21 protein-coding genes are annotated in these 26,804 nt (G+C 74.7%); 9 read left to right on the top strand and 12 right to left on the bottom strand.

Features of this window, described 5'->3' with window-relative positions; translation table 11 throughout:
• Positions 1-213: 213 nt before the first annotated feature.
• Positions 214-1,017, top strand: a complete 804-nt coding sequence (locus ACIGW4_RS00130) for a hypothetical protein (RefSeq protein ID WP_123456057.1) — start codon at positions 214-216, stop codon at positions 1,015-1,017.
• A 40-nt stretch (positions 1,018-1,057) separates the two neighbouring features.
• Here ACIGW4_RS00130 and ACIGW4_RS00135 read toward each other — a convergent pair whose 3' ends face one another.
• Together ACIGW4_RS00135 and ACIGW4_RS00140 are read right to left on the bottom strand one after the other, a co-directional pair.
• Entirely contained in the window at positions 1,058-2,710 is a 1,653-nt protein-coding gene (locus tag ACIGW4_RS00135) for a WD40 repeat domain-containing protein (protein ID WP_123456056.1), read from the bottom strand.
• Between the two features lie 170 nt (positions 2,711-2,880).
• Positions 2,881-3,828, bottom strand: coding sequence for an FCD domain-containing protein (locus ACIGW4_RS00140; RefSeq protein WP_398713515.1), 948 nt, complete (start codon positions 3,826-3,828; stop codon positions 2,881-2,883).
• A gap of 194 nt (positions 3,829-4,022) precedes the next feature.
• Here ACIGW4_RS00140 and ACIGW4_RS00145 point away from each other — a divergent pair, with 194 nt between their 5' ends.
• Together ACIGW4_RS00145 and ACIGW4_RS00150 are read left to right on the top strand one after the other, a co-directional pair.
• Entirely contained in the window at positions 4,023-4,901 is an 879-nt protein-coding gene (locus ACIGW4_RS00145; RefSeq protein WP_399577408.1) for a (2Fe-2S)-binding protein, read from the top strand.
• Positions 4,902-5,114: 213 nt separating this feature from the next.
• Positions 5,115-6,227, top strand: a complete 1,113-nt coding sequence (locus tag ACIGW4_RS00150) for a DUF2637 domain-containing protein (RefSeq protein ID WP_123456055.1) — start codon at positions 5,115-5,117, stop codon at positions 6,225-6,227.
• Positions 6,228-6,263: 36 nt separating this feature from the next.
• On the opposite strand, the gene ACIGW4_RS00155 is transcribed toward ACIGW4_RS00150, so the two are convergent.
• From ACIGW4_RS00155 to ACIGW4_RS00170, 4 genes are all read right to left on the bottom strand, one after another.
• Positions 6,264-6,668: an ATP-binding protein gene (locus ACIGW4_RS00155; protein WP_123456054.1), complete on the bottom strand. Its 405-nt coding sequence runs from the start codon at positions 6,666-6,668 to the stop codon at positions 6,264-6,266.
• Between the two features lie 92 nt (positions 6,669-6,760).
• Complete coding sequence (locus tag ACIGW4_RS00160; protein WP_123456053.1) at positions 6,761-8,503, bottom strand: pyruvate dehydrogenase; 1,743 nt, start codon at positions 8,501-8,503, stop codon at positions 6,761-6,763.
• A 27-nt stretch (positions 8,504-8,530) separates the two neighbouring features.
• Positions 8,531-10,399, bottom strand: coding sequence for a protein phosphatase 2C domain-containing protein (locus tag ACIGW4_RS00165; RefSeq protein WP_399577411.1), 1,869 nt, complete (start codon positions 10,397-10,399; stop codon positions 8,531-8,533).
• A gap of 123 nt (positions 10,400-10,522) precedes the next feature.
• Positions 10,523-14,290, bottom strand: a complete 3,768-nt coding sequence (locus tag ACIGW4_RS00170; RefSeq protein WP_399577414.1) for a S8 family peptidase — start codon at positions 14,288-14,290, stop codon at positions 10,523-10,525.
• A 232-nt stretch (positions 14,291-14,522) separates the two neighbouring features.
• On the opposite strand from ACIGW4_RS00170, the gene ACIGW4_RS00175 reads away from it, so the two are divergent.
• The 3 genes from ACIGW4_RS00175 to ACIGW4_RS00185 all read left to right on the top strand — a co-directional run bounded on the left by ACIGW4_RS00175 (position 14,523) and on the right by ACIGW4_RS00185 (position 16,556).
• Positions 14,523-15,506 (top strand): helix-turn-helix domain-containing protein, encoded by a 984-nt coding sequence (locus ACIGW4_RS00175; protein WP_359590472.1) that lies wholly within the window; start codon positions 14,523-14,525, stop codon positions 15,504-15,506.
• Between the two features lie 56 nt (positions 15,507-15,562).
• On the top strand, positions 15,563-15,997 hold the full coding sequence (locus tag ACIGW4_RS00180; protein ID WP_399577416.1) for a hypothetical protein: 435 nt from the start codon (positions 15,563-15,565) through the stop codon (positions 15,995-15,997).
• Positions 15,998-16,073: 76 nt separating this feature from the next.
• On the top strand, positions 16,074-16,556 hold the full coding sequence (locus ACIGW4_RS00185) for a DUF456 domain-containing protein (RefSeq protein WP_123456049.1): 483 nt from the start codon (positions 16,074-16,076) through the stop codon (positions 16,554-16,556).
• A 23-nt stretch (positions 16,557-16,579) separates the two neighbouring features.
• On the opposite strand, the gene ACIGW4_RS00190 is transcribed toward ACIGW4_RS00185, so the two are convergent.
• The 4 genes from ACIGW4_RS00190 to ACIGW4_RS00205 form a co-directional block, all read right to left on the bottom strand.
• Complete coding sequence (locus ACIGW4_RS00190) at positions 16,580-17,923, bottom strand: DNA-3-methyladenine glycosylase 2 family protein (protein ID WP_398713526.1); 1,344 nt, start codon at positions 17,921-17,923, stop codon at positions 16,580-16,582.
• A 73-nt stretch (positions 17,924-17,996) separates the two neighbouring features.
• A complete protein-coding gene (gene rsgA / locus ACIGW4_RS00195) occupies positions 17,997-19,115 on the bottom strand; it encodes a ribosome small subunit-dependent GTPase A (RefSeq protein ID WP_123456047.1) in 1,119 nt (372 codons plus the stop codon).
• Between the two features lie 309 nt (positions 19,116-19,424).
• Positions 19,425-19,589 carry a hypothetical protein gene (locus ACIGW4_RS00200; protein ID WP_185094670.1) on the bottom strand — a complete coding sequence of 55 codons (165 nt, stop codon included), beginning with the start codon at positions 19,587-19,589 and terminating at the stop codon, positions 19,425-19,427.
• 196 nt (positions 19,590-19,785) lie between these two features.
• Entirely contained in the window at positions 19,786-20,925 is a 1,140-nt protein-coding gene (locus ACIGW4_RS00205) for a helix-turn-helix domain-containing protein (protein ID WP_399577419.1), read from the bottom strand.
• A 187-nt stretch (positions 20,926-21,112) separates the two neighbouring features.
• Here ACIGW4_RS00205 and ACIGW4_RS00210 point away from each other — a divergent pair, with 187 nt between their 5' ends.
• Positions 21,113-21,526 (top strand): VOC family protein, encoded by a 414-nt coding sequence (locus ACIGW4_RS00210; RefSeq protein ID WP_399577421.1) that lies wholly within the window; start codon positions 21,113-21,115, stop codon positions 21,524-21,526.
• Here ACIGW4_RS00210 and ACIGW4_RS00215 read toward each other — a convergent pair.
• Together ACIGW4_RS00215 and ACIGW4_RS00220 are read right to left on the bottom strand one after the other, a co-directional pair.
• The gene (locus ACIGW4_RS00215) at positions 21,460-22,197 is read right to left on the bottom strand and encodes a DUF6597 domain-containing transcriptional factor (protein ID WP_399577423.1); all 738 of its coding nucleotides are present in this window, start codon (positions 22,195-22,197) and stop codon (positions 21,460-21,462) included. The genes ACIGW4_RS00210 and ACIGW4_RS00215 overlap by 67 nt on opposite strands.
• 33 nt (positions 22,198-22,230) lie before the next feature.
• Complete coding sequence (locus ACIGW4_RS00220) at positions 22,231-23,355, bottom strand: YihY/virulence factor BrkB family protein (RefSeq protein ID WP_359590481.1); 1,125 nt, start codon at positions 23,353-23,355, stop codon at positions 22,231-22,233.
• Positions 23,356-23,372: 17 nt separating this feature from the next.
• Between ACIGW4_RS00220 and ACIGW4_RS00225 the strand changes: the two genes are divergently transcribed.
• Both ACIGW4_RS00225 and ACIGW4_RS00230 read left to right on the top strand, forming a co-directional pair.
• A complete protein-coding gene (locus ACIGW4_RS00225) occupies positions 23,373-25,103 on the top strand; it encodes an acyl-CoA dehydrogenase family protein (RefSeq protein WP_398710433.1) in 1,731 nt (576 codons plus the stop codon).
• A 403-nt stretch (positions 25,104-25,506) separates the two neighbouring features.
• A complete protein-coding gene (locus ACIGW4_RS00230) occupies positions 25,507-26,799 on the top strand; it encodes a GAF domain-containing protein (RefSeq protein WP_359590484.1) in 1,293 nt (430 codons plus the stop codon).
• Positions 26,800-26,804 lie beyond the last annotated feature (5 nt).

The following is a 26,804-nucleotide window of genomic DNA, read 5'->3' on the forward strand; positions in this document are numbered from 1 at the left end:
GTGGGGCCCGCGGACCGGGCCCCGGGCCTGATCACCGGCGTGATCACGGGCCGGCCGGCCGTCCGGCGCCCGCTCGGAACGGGCCGGGGCGGAGGTCCGCGCCCCCCGCGGACTCTTGTGAAATCTTTCACCCGACCCCTTGGCCGGGTACTCCGATCCGTGCTGAGATGCCGTCCTACTCAACAGCTCGATGGCGCGCTCGGGGAGGGCAATGTGGCGGATACCGCCATGTCTGGTTCCGAATCAAGGGGTGGCGAAGATCCGTCCCTCGCCTACGGCAAGGAGACACCCGTGGAGACCGCCATATGGCGGCTCCGCTCCCGAGGTTGCTGGACGGACGCGGCCGCGCTGCTCGCGCCGCACGCGTCCGAACCGGCGGCCGCACTCGAACGGGCCGCGCTGCTCATCGAGCGCTGCCTCTACACCGAGAAGGGCTGGGCCGACGCCGAGGAGGCGCTGCGGGCGGCCGAGGCCGTCGCCGGAACCGACGAGGAACGCGGGGCCGCCGCCTGCGAACGCGGCTATCTCGCCTACGCCTCCACGCTGTTGGGGGTGCGCGACCGGGCCGACGAGGCCCGGATGGCGCTGGGCCGGGCGGCGGCGCTGATCGGCCCCTCCGCCGCCGGCCGCCCCCTGCTGGACTTCCGGCGCGGGCTCGTCGCCCAGAACCTCGGCGACTCCCCGCAGGCGGCCCGCGCCGCGTACCGCAGGGCGCACGAGGGGGCGACCGCCCAGGGCGACTCGCTCCTGCTCTCCTTCACCTGGCGGCACCTCGCCGGACTCGCTCTGCGCGAGGGGGAGTTGGCGGAGGCGCGGCACGGCTTCGCGGAGTCCCTGCGGATCCGCGAGGAGCTGGGCTACCTGGTGGGCACGGCTCCGGCGCTCACCGCCCTGGCGACCACGGAGACCGAGCCGGAGGCGGGCCGTCTGCGCGCCGAGGCCCGGCGCCTCTTCCAGCTGCTCGGCGGGGTGCCGACCTGGCTCTCGGGCCAGCTGACCCCCCGGGCCGCCACCTGAAGTCGCCCGTACGGGACGTCTGCTGACGTCCCGTCACGGGTCAGTTCCTCGGCGCGAGGCACACCAGGCTCTCGTCGGTGCCGACGAGCAGGGAGCCGGCGCCGGTGACCGCGACCGCGCGGACCGGGGGACCCGGGCGGAAGGAGAGCGTCGCCCCGCCCTCCGGCCGGTGGAGTTCGACCAGGCCGTCGGCCCAGGCGGCGGCGACCAGCGGCCCGTGCGGGGTCTCGGTCGCGTGCAGGGAGACGACCGGCGAGGGGCGTTCGGCGAGGGGCTCGGGACGCGTGGTGCGGCCCGGCGTCCAGAGCCGGACGCTCCCGTCCGCGCCGCCGGAGCAGACGAACGGGGTCTCGGACTCGACCGCGGCGACGGCCGTGACCCGGCCGCTGTGCGCGGCCGACTGGTGAAGGCCCGTCAGACCGAAGGCGTGGACGGAGCCCAGCCGGTCCCCCACCACCACCGAACCGGCGATCGCCGCGAGGGCCGTCCCCGGATGACGGGCCAGGGTCGCCGAGACCGCCTCGGTGAGCCGCTCCAGGTACGGGGGCCGGGGCGCCGTTCCCCGTACGGCGTGCAGCCGGCCCCGGTCGTCCAGGAGCAGCACCGTGCCGTCGGGCGCGGGCGCCAGCGCGGTGATCCGGCCGGGGACGGTGTGGGCGAGCCGGCCGGCCGGGCTCGCGTCGGCCTCGTGGAGCAGACGCACGGTGCCGGTGGGGTCGCCGACGAGGAGGATCCCCTCCAGGGGGCCGCCGGCCGCGCCGAGCACGGTGACCGGGCCCGGCCAGGGCGGCGTCAGATCGCCTCGGTGGCGAGCCCACCGGATCCGCCACGGCGCGGCCTCCGCGAGCTCGGCGAGCGCGGGGCGGAGCCGGGGGTCGGCGCCGTCGCCCAGGGCGGCGAGCAGGACCAGCGCCCGGTCCGCCGGGGCCTGGGCGCGGCAGAGCGACTGCCCGGCGCGCATCCAGGCGGTCCGGAGCCCGCCGTGCTCGTCGACGGCGCCCTCGCCGGGGCGGGCGGACGGCTCGGGACCGTCGAGGGTGCCGGGCACCCCGGCGAGGGCGGCACCGGTGACGTACGCCGTGGTGACGAGCAGCGGGTCGGCCGCGCAGACGGCGGCCGGGTCGGAGAGGTCCGGCAGCGGCGGGGCCGGCTCCGCCCGGGCGCCGTCGGCGGCCTCGGGCCCGCCGTCCAGGTCGACGACGGCGATCCGGCGTTCGGCGCGCAGGACGGCCGGGGCCGGGGTGTCGCTCCGGGCCTCGACCACGAGGCGGATCCGCCCGACACCGGCGAGTTCCGCGATGAGCCGGGTGAGGGCTGCGGGTTCGGCGGCGGCGTGGAGGTCCGTGAGGAGGAGGACGGCCCCGCCGGCGGGCCGCGGCTCGCTGGTGGCCAGGGCGTGGACGAGGTCGCCGGGCGACCGGGCCACGACACCGAGGCGGTCGGCGATCGTCCAGGCCGCGCCGAGGGCGCTCTGCCCGGCGAGCGGGACGAGCACCCGGGGCGTCCGGCGGCGGGAGCGCCCGGAGCGCGGGCCGTGCGCGGCGAGCCAGGCGAGGAGGGCGGTCTTGCCGTTGCCCGGGGCGCCGGTGACGAGGCAGAGCCGGGGCGCCTCGGGATCGGTGAGCCAGCCGAGCAGCGCGGCGGCCTCGGCTTCCGTACCGCCCCGTGCCGGGGACGGGCTCGCGGACGGCATGGGGACACCTCACGGGTGACGCGACACGGCGGACGGCTGACGACTTCGACCTTAGTCGTCCGGGCCGCGGCCGGTACCCCACCGACGGAACCGGCTCGTGAACCGAAGCGGAACACCGGGGCCCCGCCGGTCCCACCGGCCCCTCCCGAGGTCTTCCCGCCGGACGGGCCTCAGCACTCCGAGCCGGCGAAGTGCTCCCGCACCAGGGCCTGGACGACGCCCAGGTCCTGGGCGATCAGGGCGTCGAGCAGGGCGGTGTGCTCGGCGGCGTCGGCGACGAGGTCGCCGTGGCGGAGGGCGGGGGCGCTGATCAGGGGCCACTGCGAGCGGCGGTGGAGGTCGTCCGCGACGGCGAGCAGCTGCTCGTTCCCCGCGAGGGAGAGGACGGCCCGGTGGAAGGCCCGGTCGGTCTCGGCGTAGTGGGCGCGGTCGCCCCGGGCGGCGGCGGTCGCGGTGGCCTCGGCGAGTGGCCGGAGCTCGGCCCAGCGGGCGGCCGGGACCGTGCGGGCGAGCCGCAGCATGACGGGGACCTCGATGAGCGCGCGGACCTCGGCGAGTTCGGCGAGCTCGCGGGGGGTGCGCTCGGTGACGCGGAAGCCCCGGTTCGGCACGACCTCGACGGCCCCCTCGACGGCGAGGCGCTGCATGGCCTCGCGGACGGGGGTGGCGGAGACGCCGAAGCGTTCGGCGAGGACGGGGGCGGAGTACACCTCGCCGGGGCGGAGCTCCCCGCCGACCAGGGCGGTGCGGAGGGCTTCGAGGATCTGGCCGCGGACGGAGTGCCTGCGCACGGTGCGGGGGCCGGGGGCCGTCGGTTCGTCGTGGGTGTGCTCGCCACGGGCGTGCTCGGCGCTCCGGCCCGGCTCCGCGCCGCGCGTCTGCTCCGGGACCCGTACGGCCTCCGCGCGCGACGGCCCCGGTCGCGGGGGCGCCGTACGGGCGGACTCCGTGGGCGACGGCTCCGGACCCGGGGACGTCGCGCGGGCGGACCCCGGACGCGCCGGCTCCGAACGTATGAACGTCGCGCGGGCCGGCTCCGGGCGCGCGGTCCCCGTGGCGTCGCCGAAGGGCGGGGACGGTCTCTCCGTCGCCCGCTCGCGCGCTGCGCCCTGCTCCACCCGGGTCCTCCTGCGGCCTCGTGCCGGGCCCGGCTCGCGTCGCCGGGGTGCTCTGTGCACCATAGGCGAACGGACCGACATCCGGGGCATACGGGCTGCCACCGCAGGTGGGAGGGGTTCTCCCTCGGTGAGAGACCACCCCGAATCGGGTAAGGTAAGGCTAACCTGCCCGCGCTCGCGATTCGGTGGTCCGCATGACCGTCCCCGCCCTGCTGCCCGCCCCGCCGCCCGCTCCCCCCGCCTCGCCCGTCGCGGCCTCCTACGCCCGGCTCGCCGAGGTCTTCCCCGGCCTGCGGATGGAGGAGCCCGCCCGGGACGAGCGGCTGCCGAGCGGCGCGGGCTGGGTCGGCGCGGACGAGCTCGCCGCCGGCGGTCCCCGCCTCGACGCCTTCCTCGCCTGGGACGACGCGCAGGTGCTGCGGGACCACGGCACCCGGGCCCGCCCCGACGTCGTCGCGGGCTTCGGACTGCACCGGTACGCCTGGCCCGCCTGCCTCCTCGTCACCCTCCCCTGGTTCCTGGACCGCAGGGTGCCCCGCCTGCCCGTCCGGAACGTGGCCTTCCAGCGGGCGCTCGGCCGCATGGCGGTCCGGGTGGAGGAGTTCGCCTGCCTGCCGGGCGATCCCGCGGCCGCCCTCCCCGGCGCCCGGGTCGTCGCCGACGAGGAGGCGCTGCGCGCCGAGGTGCGCGCCTCGCTCGCCGAGCACCTCGAGGCGGTCCTCGACGGCTTCGGGCCCCGGATGCGGCGCGGCCGCCGGGCCCTGTGGGGGATGGCCACGGACGAGGTCGTCGAGGGTCTCTGGTACGTCGCGGCCCTGCTCGGCGAGGAACGGCGGGCGACGGCCGAGCTCGAACTCCTCCTGCCGGGCACCACCGGGCCGTACAAGCCGTACGCGGGCGGGGCGGGCTTCCGCGAGCTGGCCGGCGCCGAGGGGACGGACGGCGCTCCGCGGGCCACCCGCGACCGGGCCACCTGCTGCTTCTTCTACACGCTGCGCCCCGAGGACACCTGCCTCACCTGTCCGCGCACCTGCGACGCCGAGCGCGTCCGCCGGCTGACCGCGACCGCCTGAGGGCCCTGGGGCGCGACCGCGCCTACGCCACCCGGAGGGGTGACGTAAATCGAACTCAAACCCCTTGCCCTGCACGTGAGTTCGACCAGATCGCACCTATTCGCATGCCCCGCGACCCCGATGGCGTGCTCTTGCCCCGAAACCCCTTGAGCACCCCACGGGGTCGGCCAGTATGGGCCGCCAAACGCCCTACTGCGATGCAAGGGACACCGCATGAGACTGACCGACATATCGCTGGACTGGCTGCTTCCGGGCGGCGTGATGGTGGCCGGAGTCCTGACGGCGGTGGCGGTGCTCGCGCGCGGGAAGCGCGCCGGTGACCAGGCCTCGGCCGACGACTCCTGGGAACGCAGCGAGGAGCGCCGCAGACGCAAGGAGGCCGTCTACGGATTCGCCTCGTACGGGCTGCTCTTCCTCTGCGCGGCCGTCGCGGCGGCGCTCTCCTTCCACGGCCTCGTCGGCTTCGGCCGGCAGAACCTGAACCTCGCCGGGGGCTGGGAGTACCTCGTCCCCTTCGGCCTCGACGGCGCCGCCATGTTCTGTTCGGTGCTCGCGGTCCGCGAGGCCAGCCACGGCGACGCGGCCCTCGGCTCGCGCCTGCTCGTCTGGCTGTTCGCGGGCGCGGCGGCCTGGTTCAACTGGGTGCACGCACCGCGCGGCATGGGCCACGACGGTGCTCCGCACTTCTTCGCCGGCATGTCCCTCTCGGCGGCGGTCCTCTTCGACCGGGCGCTGAAGCAGACCCGGAGGGCGGCGCTGCGCGAGCAGGGCCTGGTGCCCCGCCCGCTGCCGCAGATCCGCATCGTGCGGTGGCTGAGGGCGCCCCGGGAGACCTTCGCGGCCTGGTCGCTGATGCTCCTGGAGGGCGTACGGACCCTGGACGAGGCGGTCGACGAGGTGCGCGAGGACCGGCGGGAGAAGGAGCAGAACCGGCTCCGCCGGCGCGACCAGGTCAAGCTGGACCGGGCGAGGCTCAAGGCGATCAACCGTCAGCACCGCGCCTTCGGGCTCGGCCGCGGCGGGGGTCGCCAGGTCGAGATGGCGGCCCTCGGCACCTCGTCCGGTACGGGTACCGGTCCGGGTGCGGGCGGCGGTTCGGGCTCCGCGACGGCGGCCGTGCAGGCCGCCGTCGCGGAGCCCGCCATAGCGGACCCCGGACAGCTGCCGCTTCGGCCCCGGCCCTCCCTGCAAGCCGTGAGGGGCGATGAGCCCCGCCCCGGCGAGTCCCGGACGGTGGACCTCACCGCCGAGGACGACACCCAGGCGCTGCCCCGTCTCGACTCCCTGGAGCGCAAGCTCAAGGACCTGGAGCAGCAGTTCGGCTGAGCGGGGGAACGGAAAGGAGAACGGCGGGGCCGCCCCTCAGGCGGCCCCGCCGTTCAGTTCGAACCACACCACCTTGCCCGCGCCGCTCTCCTCGACCCCCCAGGAGTCGGCCAGGGCCTGGACGAGGACGAGTCCCCGGCCGTGCGTACCGTCGTCGGCGGGCGGCGCGGGCGGCCGCTCGAGTCCGGGCACGAAGTCGCGGACCTCGACCCTCAGCTGCTCGGGGACGACCGTCGCGGTCACGACGGCCCCGTGCTCGGTGTGGACCAGGGCGTTGGTCACCAGTTCGCTGGTGAGCAGTTCGGCCACGTCGGAGGCGCCCGGTCCGCCCCATCTCCGCAGCAGTTCACGCAGGGCGTGCCGCACCTCCGGCACCGCGGTGAGATCGGCGCATCCCACCTTTCTGAGCAGTTGAGTCGGCTGTCGTGCCTCCCCGGCCATATCCCCCACCCCAGGTCGCGTCGAACAGGCTCACGGGGATGCATGCCCCGCCTCACCGTCCGCATTCATGAGGCGGGACTTCCGGACACCCCTCAGGGCCGGGGCACGTTGCGCAGGTTGGAACGGGCCATCTGGAGCATCCGGCCCACGCCGCCGTCCAGGACGATCTTGCTGGCGGAGAGCGCGAAGCCGGTCACCATGTCGGCGCTGATCTTCGGCGGGATGGAGAGCGCGTTGGGGTCGGTGACCACGTCGACCAGGGCCGGCCCCTTGTGCCTGAAGGCGTCCTTGAGGGCGCCCGCGAGGTGTTTGGGCTTCTCGACGCGGACGCCGTAGGCCCCGGCGGCGCGGGCGATGGCGGCGAAGTCCGGGTTCTTGTACGTCGTCCCGTACGAGGGGAGTCCGGCGACCAGCATCTCCAGCTCCACCATGCCCAGCGAGGAGTTGTCGAACAGGACGACCTTCACGGGCAGGTCGTACTGGACGAGGGTCAGGAAGTCGCCCATCAGCATCGAGAAGCCGCCGTCGCCGGAGAGCGAGACGACCTGGCGGTTCCGGTCCGTGAACTGGGCGCCGATCGCCTGCGGCAGGGCGTTCGCCATGGAGCCGTGGCTGAACGAGCCGATGATCCTGCGCCGCCCGTTGGGCGAGAGGTAGCGGGCGGCCCAGACGTTGCACATGCCGGTGTCCACCGTGAAGACCGCGTCGTCGTCGGCGAGGTCGTCGAGGACGGAGGCGACGTACTCGGGGTGGATCGGGACGTGCTTCTCGACCTTGCGGGTGTAGGCCTTGACGACGCCCTCCAGCGCGTCGGCGTGCTTCTTCAGCATCTTGTCGAGGAAGCGGCGGTCGGTCTTCGCGCGGACCCGGGGGATCACACAGCGCAGCGTCTCGCGGACGTCCCCCCAGACGGCGAGGTCGAGCCGGGAGCGGCGGCCGAGGTGCTCGGACCGGACGTCGACCTGCACGATCCTGACGTCGTCGGGCAGGAAGGCGTTGTACGGGAAGTCGGTGCCGAGCAGGATCAGCAGATCGCACTCGTGGGTGGCCTCGTAGGCAGCGCCGTACCCCAGCAGACCGCTCATCCCCACGTCGTAGGGATTGTCGTACTGAATCCACTCCTTGCCCCGCAGCGCGTGGCCGACCGGCGCCTTGATCCGCTCGGCGAACTGCATCACCTCGGCGTGCGCGCCCGCCGTGCCGCTGCCGCAGAACAGCGTCACCCGGTCGGCGGCGTCGATCATCCGTACGAGCGCGTCGATCTCGGCGTCCCCGGGGCGGACGGTGGGCCGGGTGGTGACGAGCGCGGTCTCCGCCGTCTTCTCCGGGGCCGGCTGGGAGGCGATGTCGCCGGGCAGCGAGACGACGCTGACGCCGCCGCGGCCGACGGCGTGCTGGATCGCCGTGTGGAGCAGCCGGGGCATCTGCTTCGGGCTGGAGATGAGCTCGCTGTAGTGGCTGCACTCGCGGAACAGCTGGTCCGGGTGGGTCTCCTGGAAGTAGGAGAGCCCGATCTCACTGGACGGGATGTGCGAGGCGAGGGCGAGGACCGGGGCCATGGAGCGGTGGGCGTCGTACAGGCCGTTGATGAGGTGGAGGTTGCCCGGTCCGCAGGAGCCCGCGCAGGCGGCGAGGCCGCCGGTGATCTGGGCCTCGGCGCCCGCCGCGAAGGCGGCGGTCTCCTCGTGCCGCACCTGGACCCAGTCGATCGCCCTGGTGCGGCGGATCGCGTCGACGACCGGGTTCAGGCTGTCTCCGACCACTCCGTACAGGCGCCGGACGCCGGCCCGGACGAGGATGTCGACGAACTGTTCCGCAACGTTCTGTTTGGCCATGGCTCCATCAACACACGGCCCGGCGGGTCACGCCTCCCAGACGGCCACCCCCGTACGGTCGTCGGCGTAACCGGTCACCCTCAGCTGGGTGTCGGCGAGGAAGGCGGCGAGGCCGGGCGGCTCGGCGTCGGCCCAGCGGGCGGCGAGCTCGTGGGCGAGGGCGGGTTCGCCGCGCATCGGCTCGGCAAGTCCGGGCGAGGCGAGGAGCAGGGTGTCACCCGGGCGGGCCACGGAGGCGCGGAAGCGGAACGGGTCGGCGGGCGGCGGCACGGGCTCCTCGACGAGCGGCGGCGCGGTGGTGATGCCGAGGTCCATGGTGAGCCTGTCCCCCTCCTCGGTCGCCTCCGGGACGGGCGGCGAGCCGAAGCCGACGACGGGGGCGCCGGTGACGGCGGCCGGTTCGGGCAGGAGCGGTTCGAGGTCCTGCCAGGAGCCGTCGCGGAGCCGGAAGAGACCGCCGCCGCCGATCCCGAAGAAGACGCGGGTGCGGCACTCGGGGTCGGCGGGGACGAGGAGGCAGCGGAGGGTCGCGGTGTACTCGTCGGGGGCGAGGCCCCGTTCGGCGGCGCGGGCCCGCAGCTTGCCGTAGGTCCGGTCGGTGAGCCGGTGGAGGCCGGACTTGAGGTCGCCGCGGCGGCCGGACCTGATGTCCTCGGAGAGCCGGGCGTGGCTGCGGCAGACGGCCTCGGCGATCCACTGGCAGGCGTCGGCGGCGGCGAGGTGGGCGTCCTCGGCGGCGCGGGAGCCGGCGGCGACGGCGACGAGGACGAGCGCGGACTCGTCGTGGCCGAAGCGGGCGGTGAGCAGGGCGTCCCGGCGGGGCTCGCCCCGGTAGCGGGCGGAGTCGCCGCGTACGGAGGCGGCGCGCAGGGTGCAGGTGCCGTAACGGGCGCCGTCGAGGACGGTGTCGGCGACCAGTTCGGCGAGCCCGCCGGGCCGGGCGACGGGCAGCGCGGTGGGCTCGGCCTCGTAGGTGGGCGGCCTGCTCCCGATGAACCCGGTCCTCGGACGGGGCACGGAGACCTCGACGGTCGGCTCCGGGGGCACGGCCGCGGCCACCTGGACGGTGAGGTCGGGATCGGGGTCCGGCTCCTCGGACGGGGACCCGCCCACCGGGACGCCGGGTCCGGCTGCGGGCTTCTGGGGCAACGGCACCTGGACGGTGGGCGTGACGACGGGCGCGGTGACCGGGGGCGGCGGGGGCGGGGCCGGGAAGGTCCGCGGCCCGCTGCCCCCGGGTGCCTCCCAGGGGGCGGGGGGCGCGGAGGGGGCGGGCGGCGCGGGGGGCACGCTCGGCACGGAGGGCCTGCCCGGCGTGGGCGGCGCACTCGGCGTACGCGACGCGGAAGCCGCACTCGACGCGGGCGGCGCGCTCGGCGCGGGCGACGCAGACGGCGCGGGCGACGCAGACGGCGCGGGCGGCGTCGGCGGGGTGTTCGGCCGGGAGGCCGCCGGCGGTGTCGGCGGCACCAGGGGCGCCCTCGGTGCCGGGGGCACGGACGGCGCGTCAGGCGCGCTCGGCGCGGAGGCGACGGGCGGTGCAGACGCCGTGGGGACCGCAGGCGGCGCAGGCGCCTCGGCGCCCCCGGACGGCGCGGGTGGCGCGGCGGCCGTGGGCAGCGCAGGCGGTGGCTGGGGTGGGCAGGAGGTCGCCGGTGGCGGCGGGACCGGGGGCGCGCTCGGTGGCACGAGTGGCGCCGGTGCTGCCGACCGCGCCGGCGGAGGGGGCTCCGGGGCCGACGTCGCCGCCTGCGCGCCGTCCGGGCGGTCCGGCCGCGTCGCGCGGGGTGTCGTGTCGAAGTGGTCGTCGAGCGTGTCGCCCGAGACCGTCGGGGCCGTGTCCGGCACCGACTCGTCGTAGAGCCTGTCCCACCAGTTGTCCCCCTGCTGAGTCATGCCCTTATTGTCCACCGCCGACGGCACCGGAAAACGGGACACCAGGAAAACCGTTGCCGCAAATGGGTGGTCCGCCGGGCGGCCCCACCCCCCACGGGAAGGACGCCCGGCGGACCGGCGTGATCAGCGCACGTCGTAAGCGCGGACCACGGTCTGGGTGACGGAGTTGCCGTTGGCGTCCGTCAGTTCGGTCTTCAGGGTGACCTGCTTGCCGGTCGCGCCCGCGTGGTTCACGGTCGCGGTCCAGCCGTCGCCCTGAGGGGAGACCCGCGCTTCGGTCCAGGTCGTACCGCCGTCGTAGGAGTACGAGAGCTTCGCCGAGGTGAGCGCCGCGGGAGTGTAGCCCGCGTGACCGGTCGCGGTGAGGCCGATGTGCTGGCCGTCGGTCGCGGCGAGGGTCTTGAGTCCGTCCTCCGGAAGGTCGTACCGGGGGAAGAGAATCGGGATGCCCTGAGAATAGACGCTCTCGTCAAGCTTGGAGGTGAATTTCCACACCGAGTTGACGGATGTGGAGCGGGCCCACACCTTGCTGCCGATCTTCATGGTGTTCTGTTCGAGCGTGTACGTCCCGGCTTCGGCCGGTACCTCGAAGACACCGAACGGCCAGCCGGTCTCGCCGACGACCTCTCCGTCACGACGGAGGCTCAGGTTCCCGATGTCGCCGAAGGAGCCGGGCTCGGCGTAGTGGGTGCGGTCGCCCCACATGGCGTCGGCGAAGCCGATGAGGTTGCCCTGCCGCTCGGCGGCGAGGACCGGCTCTCCGGTGGCGTCGCGCGGCGCGGTGGGCGCGATGACGCCGTCGTACCACTTCTCCGTGCGCCGCTCGCCGGGCGCGTACGCGTGGCGGGCGCCCATCATGATCTCGCCGAACGGGAAGCTGCTGTTGACCATCTGCAGCCAGGCGGTGTCACCGGTGGAGTAGTACTCCGTGCGGGTGCCGGGCGCGGGGACGGTCTCCAGGGAGCCGAAGGAGACGCCGACGCCGTTCGGACGGTAGGCGGCCGGGAACTCCGTGAAGTCGGTGGTGACGCCGGCCGATCCGTAGGTCGAGTCGGTGCGGCCCAGCCGGGCGTCGCGGACCCGGTACTCCTCGTCGTCGCGGATCGCGCCGGTCTCGGGGAAGGCGAGGTTGTAGAGGTAGGGGCTCTTCGCGGTGGCCTTCCAGTCGAGGGTGACCTCGCCGGCCGCCAGCTCGCCGAGGAGCGCGGTGGCCTCGGCGGACGGGACGGAGAGGACGGGGAGGCCGAGGCCGGTGAAGCCTCCGGTGGGGTACCAGCGGCCGGGGGCCCGGTGGTACGTGACGACGGCGACGGCTCCGGCGGCCTTGGCGTTGCGGGCGAGGACGCCCGCGTTGGTGGAGTCGTCCGGGAGCCGGACGAGGGCGATGCGGCCCTGGACCCCGGCGGCCTTGAGCTCGTCCGGCGTGCCTGTTCCGGCGTCGACGAGGCGGGCGGAGCCGGTGCCGTCGAGGTTGTCGGAGCCGATGGAGGCGGTGAGGGGGTGGAGGGCCAGGCCGTCGTCCGTGCGCAGCGAGGTGATCTGCGGGGCGGCGGTCCGCCAGTAGCTGCCGAACTCGAAGTCGCCCTCCGCGGGGGTCCCTTCGACCGAGGCGTAGTAGCCGCGGATGGTGCGCGGGCCCGCGGCGGTTCCGGCGTGCAGCCAGAAGTCGTCCCAGGAGCGGGCGAACGCGAGGGTGGCGCCGCGGAGTTCGGAGGCCCGGTCGGTCCGCACCGACAGCTTGTGGGCCTTGCGGGCGTCGAGGACGACCGTGGTGTCCTTCTTCAGCTCCACCTGCGGGCGGCCGAGGTAGCTGAGCGAGTCGTTCAGCGTGGCGCCCTCGCCCGCGTCGGGCGTGGTGACGAAGGAGGAGAGGAAGTAGCTGCCGGGGCGCAGGCGGTAGACCTGGTCGGCGGCGCCCTCGTTGAAGCGGCGCTCGCCGGTGGCGTCGTCGGTGCCGATGACGTCGAGGGAGGAGGCGCCGGAGGCGGGCTCGCCCTGACGGTCGATCAGCTTGACGCGCAGGGTGACGGTCTCGGGCTCCACGTACAGCGAGAACGGGGTGGAGACGTGGACGCCGCCCTTGCCGGTGGCGACGACGCGGCCGGTGACGTCGCCGTACTGGGCGCGCTCCAGGCGGGCGTCGGGGTCGAGGGCGAGCGGGACCTCGACGGTGGCGCCGGCCGGGACGGTGACGGTCCTCCTGCCGAGGCGGGCGACGGCCGACCGGACGGCGGAGCCGTCGTTGCCGGTGACCTTCTCGACGGCCAGGTCGAGGGTGACGGGCGCGTCGGAGGTGTTGGTGTACGGCACGGAGACCGTGGTCCGGTCGGACTTGTCCTGCGGCCAGGCGAAGGTCCCGCCCTGGACGGCGGGGGCGCCGAGGACCGTCTGGTCGATGGCGGCCTTGACGTCGAGGCGGCCGCCGCCGACCTCGCGGACGTCGCCGGGGACGCCGCTGTCGGCGGAGGCGACGAGCGCGGACTTGATCTCCTGGGCGGTCCAGTCGGGGTGGCGCTGCTTGACGACGGCGGCGGCGCCCGCGACGTGCGGGGTGGCCATCGACGTGCCGGACATGGACTGGTAGGCGTACACGCCCCGCCCGCCGGCCGCCGCGGCGGAGATGCCGACGCCGGGCGCGGCCACCTCCGGCTTGAGGGTGTGGTTGACGATCGTCGGACCGCGGCTGGAGAACCAGGCGGTGGAGTCGTCGCGGTCGGTGGCGCCGACGGTGAGGACGCTGGGGGCGCAGCCGGGCGAGGAGACGGTGTTGTGCGCCGGGCCGGAGTTGCCGGCGGCGATGACGAACAACGTGCCCTCGTTCCGGGCGAGTTCCTCGGCCGCGACGCTCATCGGGTCGGTGCAGTCGGTGGGTACGGGGCTGCCGAGGCTCATGGAGACGACGTCGGCGCCCTGCGCGACGGCCCATTCCATGCCCGCGATGATCCAGGAGGCGGCGCCGGAGCCGGAGTCGTTGAGGACCTTGCCGTTGAGGAGGTCCGCGCCGGGGGCGACGCCCTTCTTCTTCCCGCCGCTCGCGGCGCCGGAGCCGCCGACGGTGGAGATGGTGTGGGTGCCGTGGCCCTGGTGGTCGCCGGTGGTGTCGGAGTCGGTGAAGTTCTCCGAGGCGACGATGCGGCCCTTGAGGTCGGGGTGCTCGGCGTCGGCGCCGGTGTCGAGGACGGCGACCTTGGTGCCCTTGCCGTCGTAGCCGGCGGCCCAGGCCTCGGGGGCGTGGATCTGCTTGGTCGACTGCTCCAGGGTGGCCTCGACCTTGCGGTCGAGCCAGAGCTTCTTCAGGCCGGAGGCGGAGCGGGCGGCCGGGGCGGCGATGTCGGCCCAGAAGGTGGCGGCCTGCTTCTTCTCGGCCTTGAGCGCGACGCCGTCGACGGCCTTGAGGACCTGGCCGCGCCTGGCGCCGCGGGGGGCGGCGGGGACGGAGCGGGCGAGGTCGGAGCCGTAGACCGCGATGAGGGGGAGCGTGGTGGTGGCGGAGTCGTCGTAGCCCTGGCGGATCAGGCCGGTGACGTTGAAGAGCTCCTCGTCGACGCGTCCGGCGGCGAGCGCGGCGGTGGCGTCCTCGGGGTAGACGTACAGGTCCTGGCCGGAGCGGCGGGTCTGGACCAGGGGGACGGTGCCGTCCTCCCGGGGCAGGGCCGTGGCCGCCGGGTTCCCCTCGGCGTCCCGGGTGACCAGGACGCGGTCGCCGGTGACCAGGGTCACCGTGGCGGTCCTGGCTCCGTCGCCGGCGCGGGCCGAGGCCTCGCTGCCGACCAGCGGTCGCTTGCCGGTCGTGTCGTCCTGCGGCTCATCGGCCATGGACGGCGCGACCGCGGTGACGGCCAGGACGACGGCGGTCGCCACCCCCAGGGCCGTACGCGGAATCGGACGCATCGCTCTCCCCATCTGAATCCGGAAAAAGGACATAAAGGGCCCCTCTCCGGAGGCTGTTGGTGCTGCGGTGGCGCCACATTGGCAGAGGTGAGGGCGGTACAGGGATGATGGGAGAGGCGGGAATACGCCGTGGCCGTTTCCCGCCAGGTCACCAACGGAACGAATGCCTCCGGTGAACGTCCCCGGAAGATCCGGGACGCCCGCGGGAGGTGCGGCGAGGGGTGGGGCATCCATGCTGGGAGCGATAGGGCTCGACGAACGCCAGGAATCCGCGTACCGCGCCCTGGTCGCGCTGGGCGCGGCGGAGGTCACCGATCTGGCGCACCGGCTCGCCCTGTCCGAGCAGGAGACCGAGCGGGCGCTGCGCCGTCTGGAGTCGCAGGGGCTCGCCGCCCAGTCCTCGGCCCGCACCGGCCGGTGGGTCGCGGCGCCGCCCGGGGTCGCGCTCGGCGCGCTGCTGACCCAGCAGCGGCACGAGCTGGAGCAGGCCGAGCTGGCGGCCAAGCTGCTCGCCGAGGAGTACCGGGCGGAGGCCGCGGAGGCGGCCGTGCACGACCTGGTGGAGGTGGTGGTCGGCGCGAGCGCGGTGACCCACCGCTTCCTCCAGCTCCAGCTGGGCGCCCAGGAGGAGGTCTGCGCCCTGGTGACGGGCAAGCCGATCGCCGTCTCCGGCCTGGAGAACCACGCCGAGGAACAGGCGGCCGGACGCGGGGTCCGCTACCGGGTGGTGATCGAGCGCGAGGTGCTCACGCTCCCGTCGGGGCTGCTCGAACTCTCCGCGGCGCTGAGCCGCGAGGAGCGGATCCGGGTCGCCGACCGGGTCCCCACGAAGCTGGTCGTCGCCGACCGGTCCCTCGCCATGGTCCCGCTGACCGGCCGGGGCGCCGAGCCGGCGGCGATCGTCGTGCACGCGAGCGGGCTGCTCGAATCGCTGATGGGGCTCTTCGAGTCGGTGTGGCGCGAGGCGCTGCCGCTGCGGCTGGGGGCGGGCGCGCAGATCACCGAGGACGAGGCGCCGGGTCCGGACGCGATGGACCTGGAGATCCTGTCGCTGCTGCTCGCCGGGATGACGGACGCGAGCGTGGCCAAGCAGCTGGACCTGGGGCTGCGGACCGTGCAGCGGCGGGTGAAGGGGCTGATGGAGCTGACCGGGGTGACGACCCGGCTGCAGCTGGGCTGGCACGCGTACGAGAAGGGCTGGGTCGCCCGCGGCTGACGCGGGGGCGTATGGGAAGGTGAGCGGCCGGTTCCGCATACCTCCGGGAGTCCCCCATGAACGGAAGGCGCCGTCGCGCCCTGCTCGCCACCGTCCACCCCCTGCTCGAACCCGGGGAGCAGGTGGAGGTGACCTGCGTCGTCGGCCTGAGCACGGTCTCCGTGGGCCGTACCGCCGCGTTCGGGGTGGCCTCGGCCGTCCTCAGCGGCGGCGCGATGGCGGTGATACCGACGCCGGTCCCGATGTACCTGGCGATGACCGACCGCCGGCTCTTCGTCTTCCGGGCGGATCCGGTCTTCGCCAAGCCGGTCGAGCACACCATGACGATCGCGCGCGACGGCCTGTTCCGCTCGGCGATCAGGGAACGGATCCTGAACTCCTCGTTCGTCCTCTCCTCGCCGAACAGCGACAACGTCCTGAAGCTGGTCTTCCCGCTGATCAGCCGCAAGGAGCGGAACCTGGTGGCCGCGGCCCTGCCCCTGGCGCCCTGACCCTTCGGCCCCTGCCGCGTACCCCGTCCGCCCCGTGCGACCTGCGGACATCCCGGGCGTCGTGCACGCTGACAGCGTGGGTGTGTGGCAGCTCCTGATGATCGGGACGGTGATGCTGCTCGGCCTGTTCGGGGTGCTCGCGCCCGGCGTGCCGGGGACGTGGCTGGTGTGGGCGGCGATGCTCTGGTGGGCGCTGCACGAGCGCACGGACCTGGCCTGGATCCTGCTGGCCTCCTCGACCGGCCTGCTGCTCCTCACCCAGGTGATCGTCTGGCAGCTGCCGCCGCGCCGCCTCAGGGGCGTCGGCATCACCCGGCGCATGGTGACGTACGCGGGGGTGGGCGCCGCCCTGGGCTTCGTCCTGATCCCGGTGGTCGGCGCGATCCCCGGCTTCGTCGGCGGGATCTACCTCTCGGAGCGGCTCCGCCTCGGCGGCCACGGCCAGGCCAGGGCGGCGACCCGGACGGTGATGCGGGCGGCCGGCACGAGCGTGCTCGTCGAGCTCTTCGCCTGCCTGCTGGTCGTGGGCGCCTGGGCGGGCGCGGTGATCTGGGGCTGAGGGGCTCAGGGGTGTCTTGCCGATCAGGCCGGGCTCAGGTAGCGCGCCGCGTAGGAGCGCCAGGGGCGCCACTCCTCCGCCCCCGACGGGGCGCCCTTCGGGGGCACGTCGGGGTCGCCGAGGGCCCGCATCCGGATCAGCGCGGCGGCCTCGGCGGTCACGCCGGGGACGGTGAGCAGGGCGCGCTCGGCCTCGTCGCGGTCGGCGCCGGGGTCGAGGCGTACGGCTCCGTCGGCGAGGGCACGGGCCAGCGGCCCCGCGACGGGGTGCTCCGTCAGGGCGGCGGGTTCCGGGAAGACGTGGGTGAGGGTTCCGCAGGCGGTGGCCAGCGGGGTGCCGTGGAGCTCGACGAGCCGGGCCGACTCCTCGGCGCCGAGGACCGTCCGCAGCGCGAACTCCTCGGGCTCGGCCGTGCCGGGAGAGCGCACGCCCGGCCGGGCCGCCACCTCGGCGGCGAGCGCGGGGGCCGTCCCGAGGCGTTCGGCGACCGCGTACGGGTCGGCGTCCAGGTCGAAGAGGCGGCGCAGCCGGTGCACGGCGGTGGTCAGGTCGCGCAGCTCGGTCAGGTGGATCCGGGCCTCGAGCCAGCGTCCGCCGGAGCGCTCGTCGACGGAGACGACGCCGGTGCCGTACGGGAGGCGGAGCGTGCGCCGGTAGGTGCGGGCGCCGGGGGCGCCGACGACCTCCTCCACCCGGGGCACGGCCTCGGCGGCGAGCAGGTCGAAGACCTCGCCGGCCGCGTACGGCCCCCGGTGGGCGAGCCGCAGCGGCACCCCGGCGGCGAGCGCGGTACGGGCTCCCGCGCCGCTGCCCGCCTCGGCGCGCAGGGCGGTGGGGGTGCGGGCGTAGACGGCGCGGATCGTCTCGTTGAACTGGCGGACGCTGGCGAATCCGGCCGCGAAGGCGATCTCGGTGACGGGCAGCCCCGTGGTCTGGAGCAGCAGCCGCGCGGTGTGCGCCCGCTGGGCGCGGGCCAGCGCGACCGGTCCCGCGCCCAGTTCGGCGGTGAGCTGGCGCTGCACCTGCCGGGTGCTGTAGCCGAGCCGGCCGGCGAGGCCGGGCACGCCTTCGCGGTCGACGACGCCGTCGCCGATCATCCGCATGGCGCGCCCGACGACGTCGGCCCGGACGTTCCACTCGGCGGAGCCGGGCACGGCGTCCGGACGGCAGCGGCGGCAGGCGCGGAAACCGTGACCCTGGGCGGCGGCGGCCGTGGGGTAGAAGGAGACGTTCTGCCGCTTGGGCGTGACGGCGGGGCAGCTGGGACGGCAGTAGATGCCGGTGGTCCGGACGGCGAAGAAGAACTCTCCGTCGAACCGCGCGTCCCTGCTGCTGACCGCCTCGTAGCGGGTGTCGTCGTCCCTCATGGCTCCCAGTGTGCGGGAGCCGGCACCGCCCGGCTCGCGGTTTTCGGACACCGCGATCGGCTCGGTCCCGGCATCACCGGGTCCTGCCGCCGCCGCGCTTGAGCTCCATGGCCTTCTGGCCCTCCCTGCCCATGCGCTTCCACTCCTTGAGCATCTCGGAGCGCACCCGGGCGTCGGTCTTGGCCACGATCCGCCGGTTCTCGCGGATCAGCTTGCGGTAGCTCTCCAGGCGGCGCACGGGCAGCGAGCCGTCCTCGATCGCCGCCGCCACCGCGCAGCCCGGCTCGGACTCGTGGGCGCAGTCGTGGAAGCGGCAGTCCCCGGCCAGTTCCTCGATCTCGGAGAAGACCTGGCCGACCCCGGCCTCGGCGTCCCAGAGTCCGACGCCGCGCAGTCCGGGGGTGTCGATGAGGACTCCCCCGCCGGGCAGGACGAAGAGGTTGCGGGTGGTCGTGGTGTGCCGGCCCTTGCCGTCGACGTCACGGGCGGCCTGGACGTCCATCACGTCGTCGCCGACCAGCGCGTTGGCGAGGGTCGACTTGCCGGCGCCGGAGACGCCGAGCAGCACGGTCGTGCCGCCCGCGATCGTCGCGGCGAGCACGTCGAGCCCTTCCCCGGTGGTGGAGCTGAGCGGCAGCACCTGGACGCCGGGCGCGACCGTCTCCACGTCCTCGACGAGGTAGGAGAGCCCGACCGGGTCGGGCACGAGGTCGGCCTTGCTGAGGACGACGGTCGGCTGGGCGCCGGACTCCCAGGCCAGGGCGAGGAAGCGTTCGATCCGGCCGAGGTCGAGTTCGACGGCGAGCGAGACCGTGATGACGGCGTGGTCGACGTTGGCGGCGAGGATCTGGCCCTCGGACCGCTTGGAGGAGGTGGAGCGCGCGAAGGCCGTACGGCGCGGCAGGCACGCGCGCACGTACCGGGGGTCGCCGGCGCCCTCCGGGTCGACGGCGGCCCAGTCGCCGGTGCAGACGACCCGCAGCGGGTCGTGCGGGGTCACGAACGCCGTGTCGGCGCGGACGATGCCCTCGGCGGTGGCGACGTCGCACTGCCCGCGGTCGACGCGGACGACCCGCCCCGGGACGAGTCCCCGGGCGGCGTGGGGCGCGAAGTCGGCGGCCCAGCCGGAGTCCCAGCCGTGGGCGTCGAGCAGGGAGGAGGAAGAGGAGAGGGAGGAAAGCGGGAAAGACAAGGGGGACCCTTCGAAGGGCGGCCCCGGCGGCGCGCTCCGAGCGCGCGGATCGAACGGGTGTCAGCCGGAGGCCACGGAAGTGGGAACGATGAACTCCTGAATGCGGGCAGAGCCCGTCACCGTGACAGTCATCAATGTCCTCACCTCCGGCTTCTTCTCGACGAACCGACACCGTCCCTCTGGGTACGGACGAGCAGCACCATAGCCCGCCCCGGGGCACGGCACCACCGATTAAATCCGGAACCCCGCCGCCGCACCGGGGCGTTGACGTGGTGCGGCGGCCTGGCGGTGGTCAGTCCCGGCCCGGCGTCAGCCGGAACAGGCCTTGACGATCACGTAGATGATGACGCACAGGAAGATCACGCCGAAGCACCCGTCGCCGTCGTCGCCGTCGACCGACCGCCGGATCCGGTCGCGCTCGTCCTGGCGTCCCCGGTCGTACGCCTGCCGCTTCTCCCAGTCGTCGAAGTACATGGCGTCTCCCCCAAGCCACCGCACGAACGATCACGTCAGAGTCCCCTCCGGGCGGCCCCGTGCCGTGGGCGCAGGTGAGGGCCGGCCCGGTACCGGACGAGTACGACCCGGACGGGTCTCCTCTCGCCGGGGCGTGTGCCCGGGCCGGTGTGGTCCCCGACCCGGGCAGGAGCGACGCCGCCCCCGGTCCCGTCGATCAGCGCGCTGCCCGGGTCGGTGGGTTCTCATCGTGCCGTCGGCCCGCCGGATCGGCTTGTGGGTGCGCGCACAGTGGCTTGTGATCCCGTGCGGATCGCCGGAGGCGGGTCGCCTCCGCCCGGTACTCGCCCGGGCTCATCCCGTATGCGGCCCTGAACGCACGGCTGAACTCGGCCGGTACGAGCAGTCCCCAGCGGGCGGCGATGGCGGCGATCGGCCGGTCGTGCATTCCGGGGTCGGCGAGGTCGGCGCGGCAGCGTTCCAGGCGCCGGTGCCGGATTGTCGCCGCGACCGTGGCCGGTTCCTGCTGGAACAGGGCGTGGAGGGAGCGCAGGGAGATGTGGTGGTGGGCGGCGATGACCGCCGGCCGGAGCTCCGGGTCGCCGAGGTGGCGGGTGATGAAGGCGTTGATCCGGGCACGCAGCACCGTGGTGCGGGTCTCCGACGGCACGAGCTCCGCTCTGTCGAGCCGGTCGGCGGCGAAGGAGGCGATCAGGTCGGCGGTGACGGTGCCCAGGCGATGGGCCTCCGCCGGCCCGACCTCGGACGCGTGGGCGAGCAGGGTGTGCAGGTGCTGGTGCAGCAGGGCACCGCTCACCCCCTCGGGGGCGAGTCGTCGTGCGAGGAGGCGGTCGACCTGTGCGGACGGTAGGGGCAGGGCGTTCTTCGGGATGCGGAGCACGGCCACCTCGGTCATGGCGCCCTCGTCCCGCACGCCGGCCCGCAGCGGGTGGGACGTGCCGAAGAGGACCATGTCACCCGGCCCGACGAACGCGTCGTTGCGGAGTTGGGTGGCCGTCATGGCGCCGCGGCGCATCCACCCGAGCTGGTAGGTCTCGGGGTCGACGCTTCGGATGTGCCGTGCCGTACGCGCTGCTTCCAGCGGAGGAAAGGTGAAGCGTGCGACCTGCACCGCGCCGAGCTGGAGCGCCGACACCTCGGAACGGAAGTCCGCTGTGTAAGGGGTGGAGAGGGTGATGGGGAAGATGTACCGCTGTATCTGATCGGAGTACCACGCGAAACGGTCCACGGCCTGCACGGCCTCGCTCGACAGGGTGGTCAGCAGCCCGTCCCGCCCGCCGGCCCTCTTCGGGTCGGGGCGCAGGCCGGCCGGCTCCTGGGGGTTCGCCTTGGACACGCGCCCATCGTGGGGAGCGGGTGCGAAAGCCGGACAGCCCGTTTCCGGCCAACACGGCGTGCGCTCCGGGACGGCGCACACGCGCGTGCTTCACGGCCCGGCCGTGGGCCGGGAGGTGCGGGGGCGGCCGGGGGCCGCGTCCGATTCGTACAAGACCGGCCACGGGCCTCGCGCCTACCGTGCGGTCATGGACACAGCACCGCGCATCACTCCCCGCTTCGACCTCGTCGGCCTCGTCGTCTCGGACATGGCCGCCTCGCTCGCGTTCTACCGGCGCCTCGGCCTGGACGTCCCTGCCGGGGCCGGGTCGGCCCCGCACGTGGAGGCGGCGCTGCCCGGCGGGCTGCGGATCGCCTGGGACACGGAGGACGTCATCCGTTCCTTCGATCCCGGCTGGACGCGTCCGGTGGGCAACCGGGTCGGGCTCGCCTTCCGGTGCGGTGCGCCGGCGGAGGTGGACGCGGTCTACGAGGAGCTGGTCACCGCCGGGTACCGGGGGCATCTGAAGCCCTGGGACGCCGTGTGGGGGCAGCGCTACGCGGTGGTCCTCGACCCGGACGGCGGCGAGGTCTCGCTCTTCGCGGCCTCGGAGGCCGCGTAGGCGCTCAGGGTGGTCCCCGCGAGGGCCCGGACCTCCCGCGCCAGGTGGGCCTGGTCGACGCAGCCCGCGCGCGGGGCCGCCTCCGCGAAGGGCACCCCGGCCCGGACCAGGGCGAGCGCGCGCTGGAGGCGCAGGACGCGGGCGAGGATCTTCGGGCCGTAGCCGAAGGCGTCGAGGGAGCGCCGGTGCAGCTGCCGGGCGCCCAGCCCGACCGCCTCCGCCGTCTCGGCGACCGGCCTGCCCGCCGCGAGCCGCGCCACGACGGCCCGGAGCAGCGGATCGGGCCCGGGGCCCCGGGCGGCCCGGCGCAGGACGAGGTCCTCCAGGGCGGCGGCCGGATCGGCGGCCTCCGTGATCCGCTCGCCGAGCCGCCGCGCCGTCGCCTCGCCCCACAGCGCGCCGAGGGCGACCCGCCGGTCGCGGAGTTCGCGGGCCGGGACGCCCAGGAAGCCGGGGGCGTCACCGGGGGCGAAGCGGACGCCCGCGTACCGCGCGGCGGACTCGCCCGGTACGTACGCGCGCGTGTCGGGTCCGGCGACGAGGAGGCTCCCGTCGGCCCAGATCAGGTCCATGCAGCCGTCGGGCAGGACGGGCCGGTCCGCCGTGGGGCCGGCGGCGGTCCGGGTCCACAGCACGGCTCCGTCGAGCAGGGCGGGGCGCTCCTCGTACACCCTTCGAGCGTAGGCCCTGGGCCGGGGCGGAGGTCAGTCCTTCTCCCAGCCCGAGTGGAGGCGGGACTTCACGTCGTCCGGGGGGAGGAACCTGGACCAGCGCTCGGGGAACTCGGACGGCATGTCCGGGTCGTCCTCGTCGACGTCCTCCGCCTCGGCCCGCACGCGGGCGACGAGTTCGGCGGCCTGGACGGCGCGGGCCCGTTCGTTGGCCTCGCGGGCGGCGGCGGTGGCGACGGAGGGCCAGACGCGGTCGATGGCGGCGTTCACGGCGGCGCCGACGAGGACCGCGAAGGCCGAGACGCCGATCCAGAGCAGGACGGCGATGGGCGCGGCGAGCGAGCCGTAGATCGTCGGTCCCTCGACCTGGCTGGTCAGGTAGATGCGCAGCAGGAAGCTGCCGAGGACCCACATGCCGAGGGCGACGAGGGCGCCGGGGATGTCCTCGATCCACGGCGACCTGACGGGCACGGAGACGTGGTAGAGCGTGGTGAGGAAGGCGATGGAGAGCAGGATGACGGCCGGCCAGTAGAGGACGGCGACGACCTCGGTGCCCCAGGGGACGAGCTGGACGACCCGGTCGGGGCCGACGACGGCCAGGGGCAGCACGACGGCTCCGATGAGCAGCGCCACGATGTAGAGGAGCAGGGCGAGGAGCCGGGTCTTGACGATGCCCCGGTGTCCGTCGAGGCCGTACATGACGGTGATGGTGTCGATGAAGACGTTCACCGCGCGCGAGCCGGACCAGAGGGCGATGGCGAAGCCGAGGGAGATCAGGTCGGGCCGTTTGCCCTGGGTGATGTCGTCGAGGAGCGGTTCGGCGATCTCGTGGACGCCCCGGTCGGAGAGGACCGTGCCGGCCGCGTGGAGGATGTTCTCCCGGATGCTGGTGACAGTGTCGGTGTTGGTCCAGTCGTCGGCGTAGCCGAGGACGGCGATCAGACCGAGCAGCAGGGGCGGCAGCGACAGCAGGGTGAAGAACGCGGCCTCGGCGGCGAGGCCGAGGATCCGGTACTCGATGCACGAGTTGACGGTGTCCTTGAGGAGCAGCCAGGCCATCTTCCGCTTCGAGACGTTGCGGTAGAGGACGCGCGCGCGGTGGAGCCTGCTCCAGGGCCGACGCTCGGGCCGATCGGGTGTTTCTCTTGCTGCCTGCACCTGCTTACCGTATCGGCATGGCAGCGAGCACCCACACCGTGACCAACCAGGCTCCGCCCCTGGTGGGGTACGACGTCTTCACGAGCGACCGGGCGCTGGCGGAGGCGGTCGAGCGCCACCTCGCCCCGGCCCTCCTGGAAGAGGCGCGCGACGAGCTGAGCCTGCTGGGCCGGGCGACCGGTTCGGCCCAGGTGCGGGAGTGGGGTGAGCAGGCGAACGAGCATCCGCCCCGGCTGCGGACCCACGACCGGTACGGCCGGCGGATCGACGAGGTCGAGTTCCATCCGGCCTGGCACCGGCTCCTCGGGAAGGCCGTCTCGGCGGGCCTCACGGACGCCTGGGGCCGTCCGGGTGGTCATGTGCGGCGGGCCGCCGGGTTCCTGGTGGCCTCGCAGGCGGAGGCGGGGCACGGCTGCCCGGTGTCGATGACGCACGCCGCGGTGCCCGCGCTGCGCGTCGAGCCGGAGCTCGCGGCGGTCTGGGAGCCCGCGGCCCTCTCGCACGTGTACGAGCGGGAGCTCCGTCCGGTCGCGGAGAAGCCGGGGGCGCTGCTCGGCATGGCGATGACGGAGAAGCAGGGCGGCAGCGACGTCCGGGCGAACACCACGGAGGCCCGGCCGCTCGCGGCCGACGGCGAGTACGTCCTGACGGGGCACAAGTGGTTCTGCTCGGCTCCCATGTCGGACGCCTTCCTGGTCCTCGCGCAGGCTCCGGGGGGCCTGACCTGCTTCCTGGTGCCCCGGGTGCTCGCGGACGGCTCGCGCAACGCCTTCGCGCTCCAGCGGCTCAAGGACAAGCTGGGCAACCGGTCGAACGCCTCCGCCGAGGTGGAGTTCGACGGGACGACCTGGGCGCGCCGCGTCGGCGAGGAGGGGCGCGGGATCCGGACGATCATGGGCATGGTCGCGGCGACCCGGCTCGACTGCGTGCTGGGTTCGGCGGCGCTGATGCGGCAGGCGGTGGCGCAGGCCGTGCACCACGCCTCGTACCGCTCGGCCTTCGGCGGGCTGCTCGTCGAGAAGCCCCTGATGCGGAACGTGCTCGCCGACCTGGCCCTGGAGTCGGAGGCGGCGACGGTACTCGGCATGCGGCTGGCAGCGGCGTACGACGCCACCGACGGCGGCGACAACACCGACGGCGGCAGCGACAGCGGTGACAACACCGACGGCGGCAGCGCCCACCCTGCCGACACCGCCGGCGGGAGCGACCCCGAACAGGAGCGCGCTTTGCTCCGTATTGCCGTGCCTGCGGCGAAGTACTGGGTGACGAAGCGGTGTACGCCGGTGGTGGCGGAGGCACTGGAATGCCTGGGCGGCAACGGGTACGTGGAGGAGTCGGGGATGCCCCGGCTGCTGCGGGAGTCGCCGCTCAACTCGGTCTGGGAGGGCTCGGGGAACGTGCAGGCGCTCGACGTGGTGCGGGCGCTGCGGACCGAGCCCGCCGCCCTCGACGCGCTGCTGCGGGAGGTGGGGGCGGCGCGGGGCGCCGATCACCGGCTCGACCGGGCCATCCGGGGGCTCCTCGTCGAACTGGCGGACCTGGAGGGGATCGAGGCGCGGGCCCGGCGGCTCACGGAGCGGATCGCACTGGTGCTCCAGGGCGCGCTGCTCGTGCGGTGGGCTCCGCCGGAGGTGGCGGACGCGTTCTGCGCGGCGCGGCTCGGCGGGGACGGCGGCGCGGCCTTCGGGACGCTCCCGCACACGCTGGACCTGCGGGCGGTGGTGGAGCGGGCGCGGGCCGTGGTCTGAGGAGGCGTACGGCGGCGCGGGCCGTGGTCCGAGGGGAGGTACGGCGGCGCGGGCCGTAGCACGAGGGTACGTACGGGGGTGCGAGCCGTGGTCCGGGGGGAGGCACGGCGGCGCGGGCCGTACGGAAACGCCGTGCCGGGCGCGCCGGAGGTGGACCTGACGGGGCGTCGATCAGGTCGGCACGCACGGAAAAGCGGGGGTGGTGCTGCGCCGACACGGCACCACCCGCCGCTGTCACCACCCTCGCCCACGGGGCCGGTCGGTCGCCAGAGTTGCAAAGGGTTGCAGGATTACCCGAACCGGGCCTCGCCGGGCGCTCCCGGACGGCACGATGGGCACCGACACTCCGGACATCTGCCCTGTGCAGAACCGATACATCACGCCGGGTGGCGGGGAGAGACCGATGAAGAACACGCAGCTCGACATGAAGCGGCTCGCCGCCATGGACGCCACCCAGGCCAGCCGACTGCTCCATCGGGTGCGCGAGGAGACCCTGGCCGGGCGGCGCCCGCCGATCGCGCCCCGCCCGGAGATCGACGCGTCCTGGCGGCGGATGGCCCGGCTCGGACTCGACCCGGACCAGAGCACCAGCACCGTGCTGCTCCAGCGGGACGAGCTGGAGGAGCGGCGCAGGACCACGCTCCTCTCCGAGGTGATGCAGACGCTGAGCGGCGGCATCGCGGGCATCGCCGACGCCTCCCTCCAGATCATGGTGGTCACCGACGAGCACGGGCGGGTGCTGTGGCGCCAGGGGAACTCCGCCGTGCTGCGGAAGGCGAACGGCATCTGTCTGGAGGAGGGCGCCGCCTGGGCCGAGGACGCCACCGGGACGAACGCCGTCGGCACGGCGCTCGCCCTGGACCGGGCGGTGCAGGTGCACTCCGCCGAGCACTACGTGCAGGCGCTGCACAACTGGACCTGCGCCGCCGCGCCCGTGCACGACCCGCGCGACCAGCGGCTCCTGGGGATCCTGGACGTGTCCGGCCCCGCCTCCAGCTTCCACCCCGCGATGCTGGCCCTGGTCGGCTCGGTGGCGCAGCTCGCCGAGGCCGAGATGCGGGAGCGCCACCGCCGGTCGGTCGAGCGGCTGCGGGCGGTGGCGGCGCCGATCCTGTGCCGGGTGGGCGGCCGGGCGGTCGCGGTGGACGACCACGGCTGGACGGCGGCGGTGACCGGCCTCGCGCCGGTGGACCGGATCCCGCTGCCGAAGTCGTTCCGGGCCGGCCGGGTCTGGCTGCCCTCGCTCGGCGTGTGCGCGGTGGAGCCGCTGCCGGGCGGCTGGCTGCTGCGGGTCGAGGAGGAGGCCCTGCCCGAGGAGCCGGACGCGGGGGCGGCGAGCCGGGTGGTCCTGGACCTGAGCCGGCCGCGCCGCTGGACGGTGGCCGTGTCCGGGGCGGCGGGCAGCTGGCAGCAGGAGCTCAGCCCCCGGCACGCGGAGCTCCTCTATGTACTGGCGCTGCACCGCGACGGGCGGACGGCGGCCGAGCTCGCGGACGACGTGTTCGGGGACCGTACGCGGACGGTGACCGTACGGGCGGAGATGTCCCGGGTGCGGCGGAACCTGGCGGGGGTCCTGGCGCACCGCCCGTACCGCTTCCGGGAGGAGGTCGCGGTGGAGGTCCTGCGCCCGGAGCGCCCGGGAGACCTGCTCCCCCACTCGACGGCCCCGGCGGTCCGCGCCGCGAGCCCGGCCTGATCCGT

Origin of the sequence: Streptomyces sp. NPDC053513 (assembly GCF_044544765.1) — a bacterium.
In the GTDB taxonomy this organism is placed as follows: domain Bacteria; phylum Actinomycetota; class Actinomycetes; order Streptomycetales; family Streptomycetaceae; genus Streptomyces; species Streptomyces litmocidini.

What these genes read in the sequence shown, in the direction of transcription:
- ACIGW4_RS00155 (WP_123456054.1), bottom strand. Translation starts at nt 6,668, where the DNA reads ATGGCCGGGGAGGCACGACAGCCGACTCAACTGCTCAGAAAGGTGGGA.
- ACIGW4_RS00210 (WP_399577421.1), top strand. Translation starts at nt 21,113, where the DNA reads ATGGACACAGCACCGCGCATCACTCCCCGCTTCGACCTCGTCGGCCTC.
- ACIGW4_RS00200 (WP_185094670.1), bottom strand. Translation starts at nt 19,589, where the DNA reads ATGTACTTCGACGACTGGGAGAAGCGGCAGGCGTACGACCGGGGACGC.
- ACIGW4_RS00225 (WP_398710433.1), top strand. Translation starts at nt 23,373, where the DNA reads ATGGCAGCGAGCACCCACACCGTGACCAACCAGGCTCCGCCCCTGGTG.
- ACIGW4_RS00165 (WP_399577411.1), bottom strand. Translation starts at nt 10,399, where the DNA reads ATGACTCAGCAGGGGGACAACTGGTGGGACAGGCTCTACGACGAGTCG.
- ACIGW4_RS00170 (WP_399577414.1), bottom strand. Translation starts at nt 14,290, where the DNA reads ATGCGTCCGATTCCGCGTACGGCCCTGGGGGTGGCGACCGCCGTCGTC.
- ACIGW4_RS00175 (WP_359590472.1), top strand. Translation starts at nt 14,523, where the DNA reads ATGCTGGGAGCGATAGGGCTCGACGAACGCCAGGAATCCGCGTACCGC.
- ACIGW4_RS00230 (WP_359590484.1), top strand. Translation starts at nt 25,507, where the DNA reads ATGAAGAACACGCAGCTCGACATGAAGCGGCTCGCCGCCATGGACGCC.
- ACIGW4_RS00150 (WP_123456055.1), top strand. Translation starts at nt 5,115, where the DNA reads ATGAGACTGACCGACATATCGCTGGACTGGCTGCTTCCGGGCGGCGTG.
- ACIGW4_RS00145 (WP_399577408.1), top strand. Translation starts at nt 4,023, where the DNA reads ATGACCGTCCCCGCCCTGCTGCCCGCCCCGCCGCCCGCTCCCCCCGCC.
- ACIGW4_RS00180 (WP_399577416.1), top strand. Translation starts at nt 15,563, where the DNA reads ATGAACGGAAGGCGCCGTCGCGCCCTGCTCGCCACCGTCCACCCCCTG.
- ACIGW4_RS00160 (WP_123456053.1), bottom strand. Translation starts at nt 8,503, where the DNA reads ATGGCCAAACAGAACGTTGCGGAACAGTTCGTCGACATCCTCGTCCGG.
- ACIGW4_RS00190 (WP_398713526.1), bottom strand. Translation starts at nt 17,923, where the DNA reads ATGAGGGACGACGACACCCGCTACGAGGCGGTCAGCAGCAGGGACGCG.
- ACIGW4_RS00135 (WP_123456056.1), bottom strand. Translation starts at nt 2,710, where the DNA reads ATGCCGTCCGCGAGCCCGTCCCCGGCACGGGGCGGTACGGAAGCCGAG.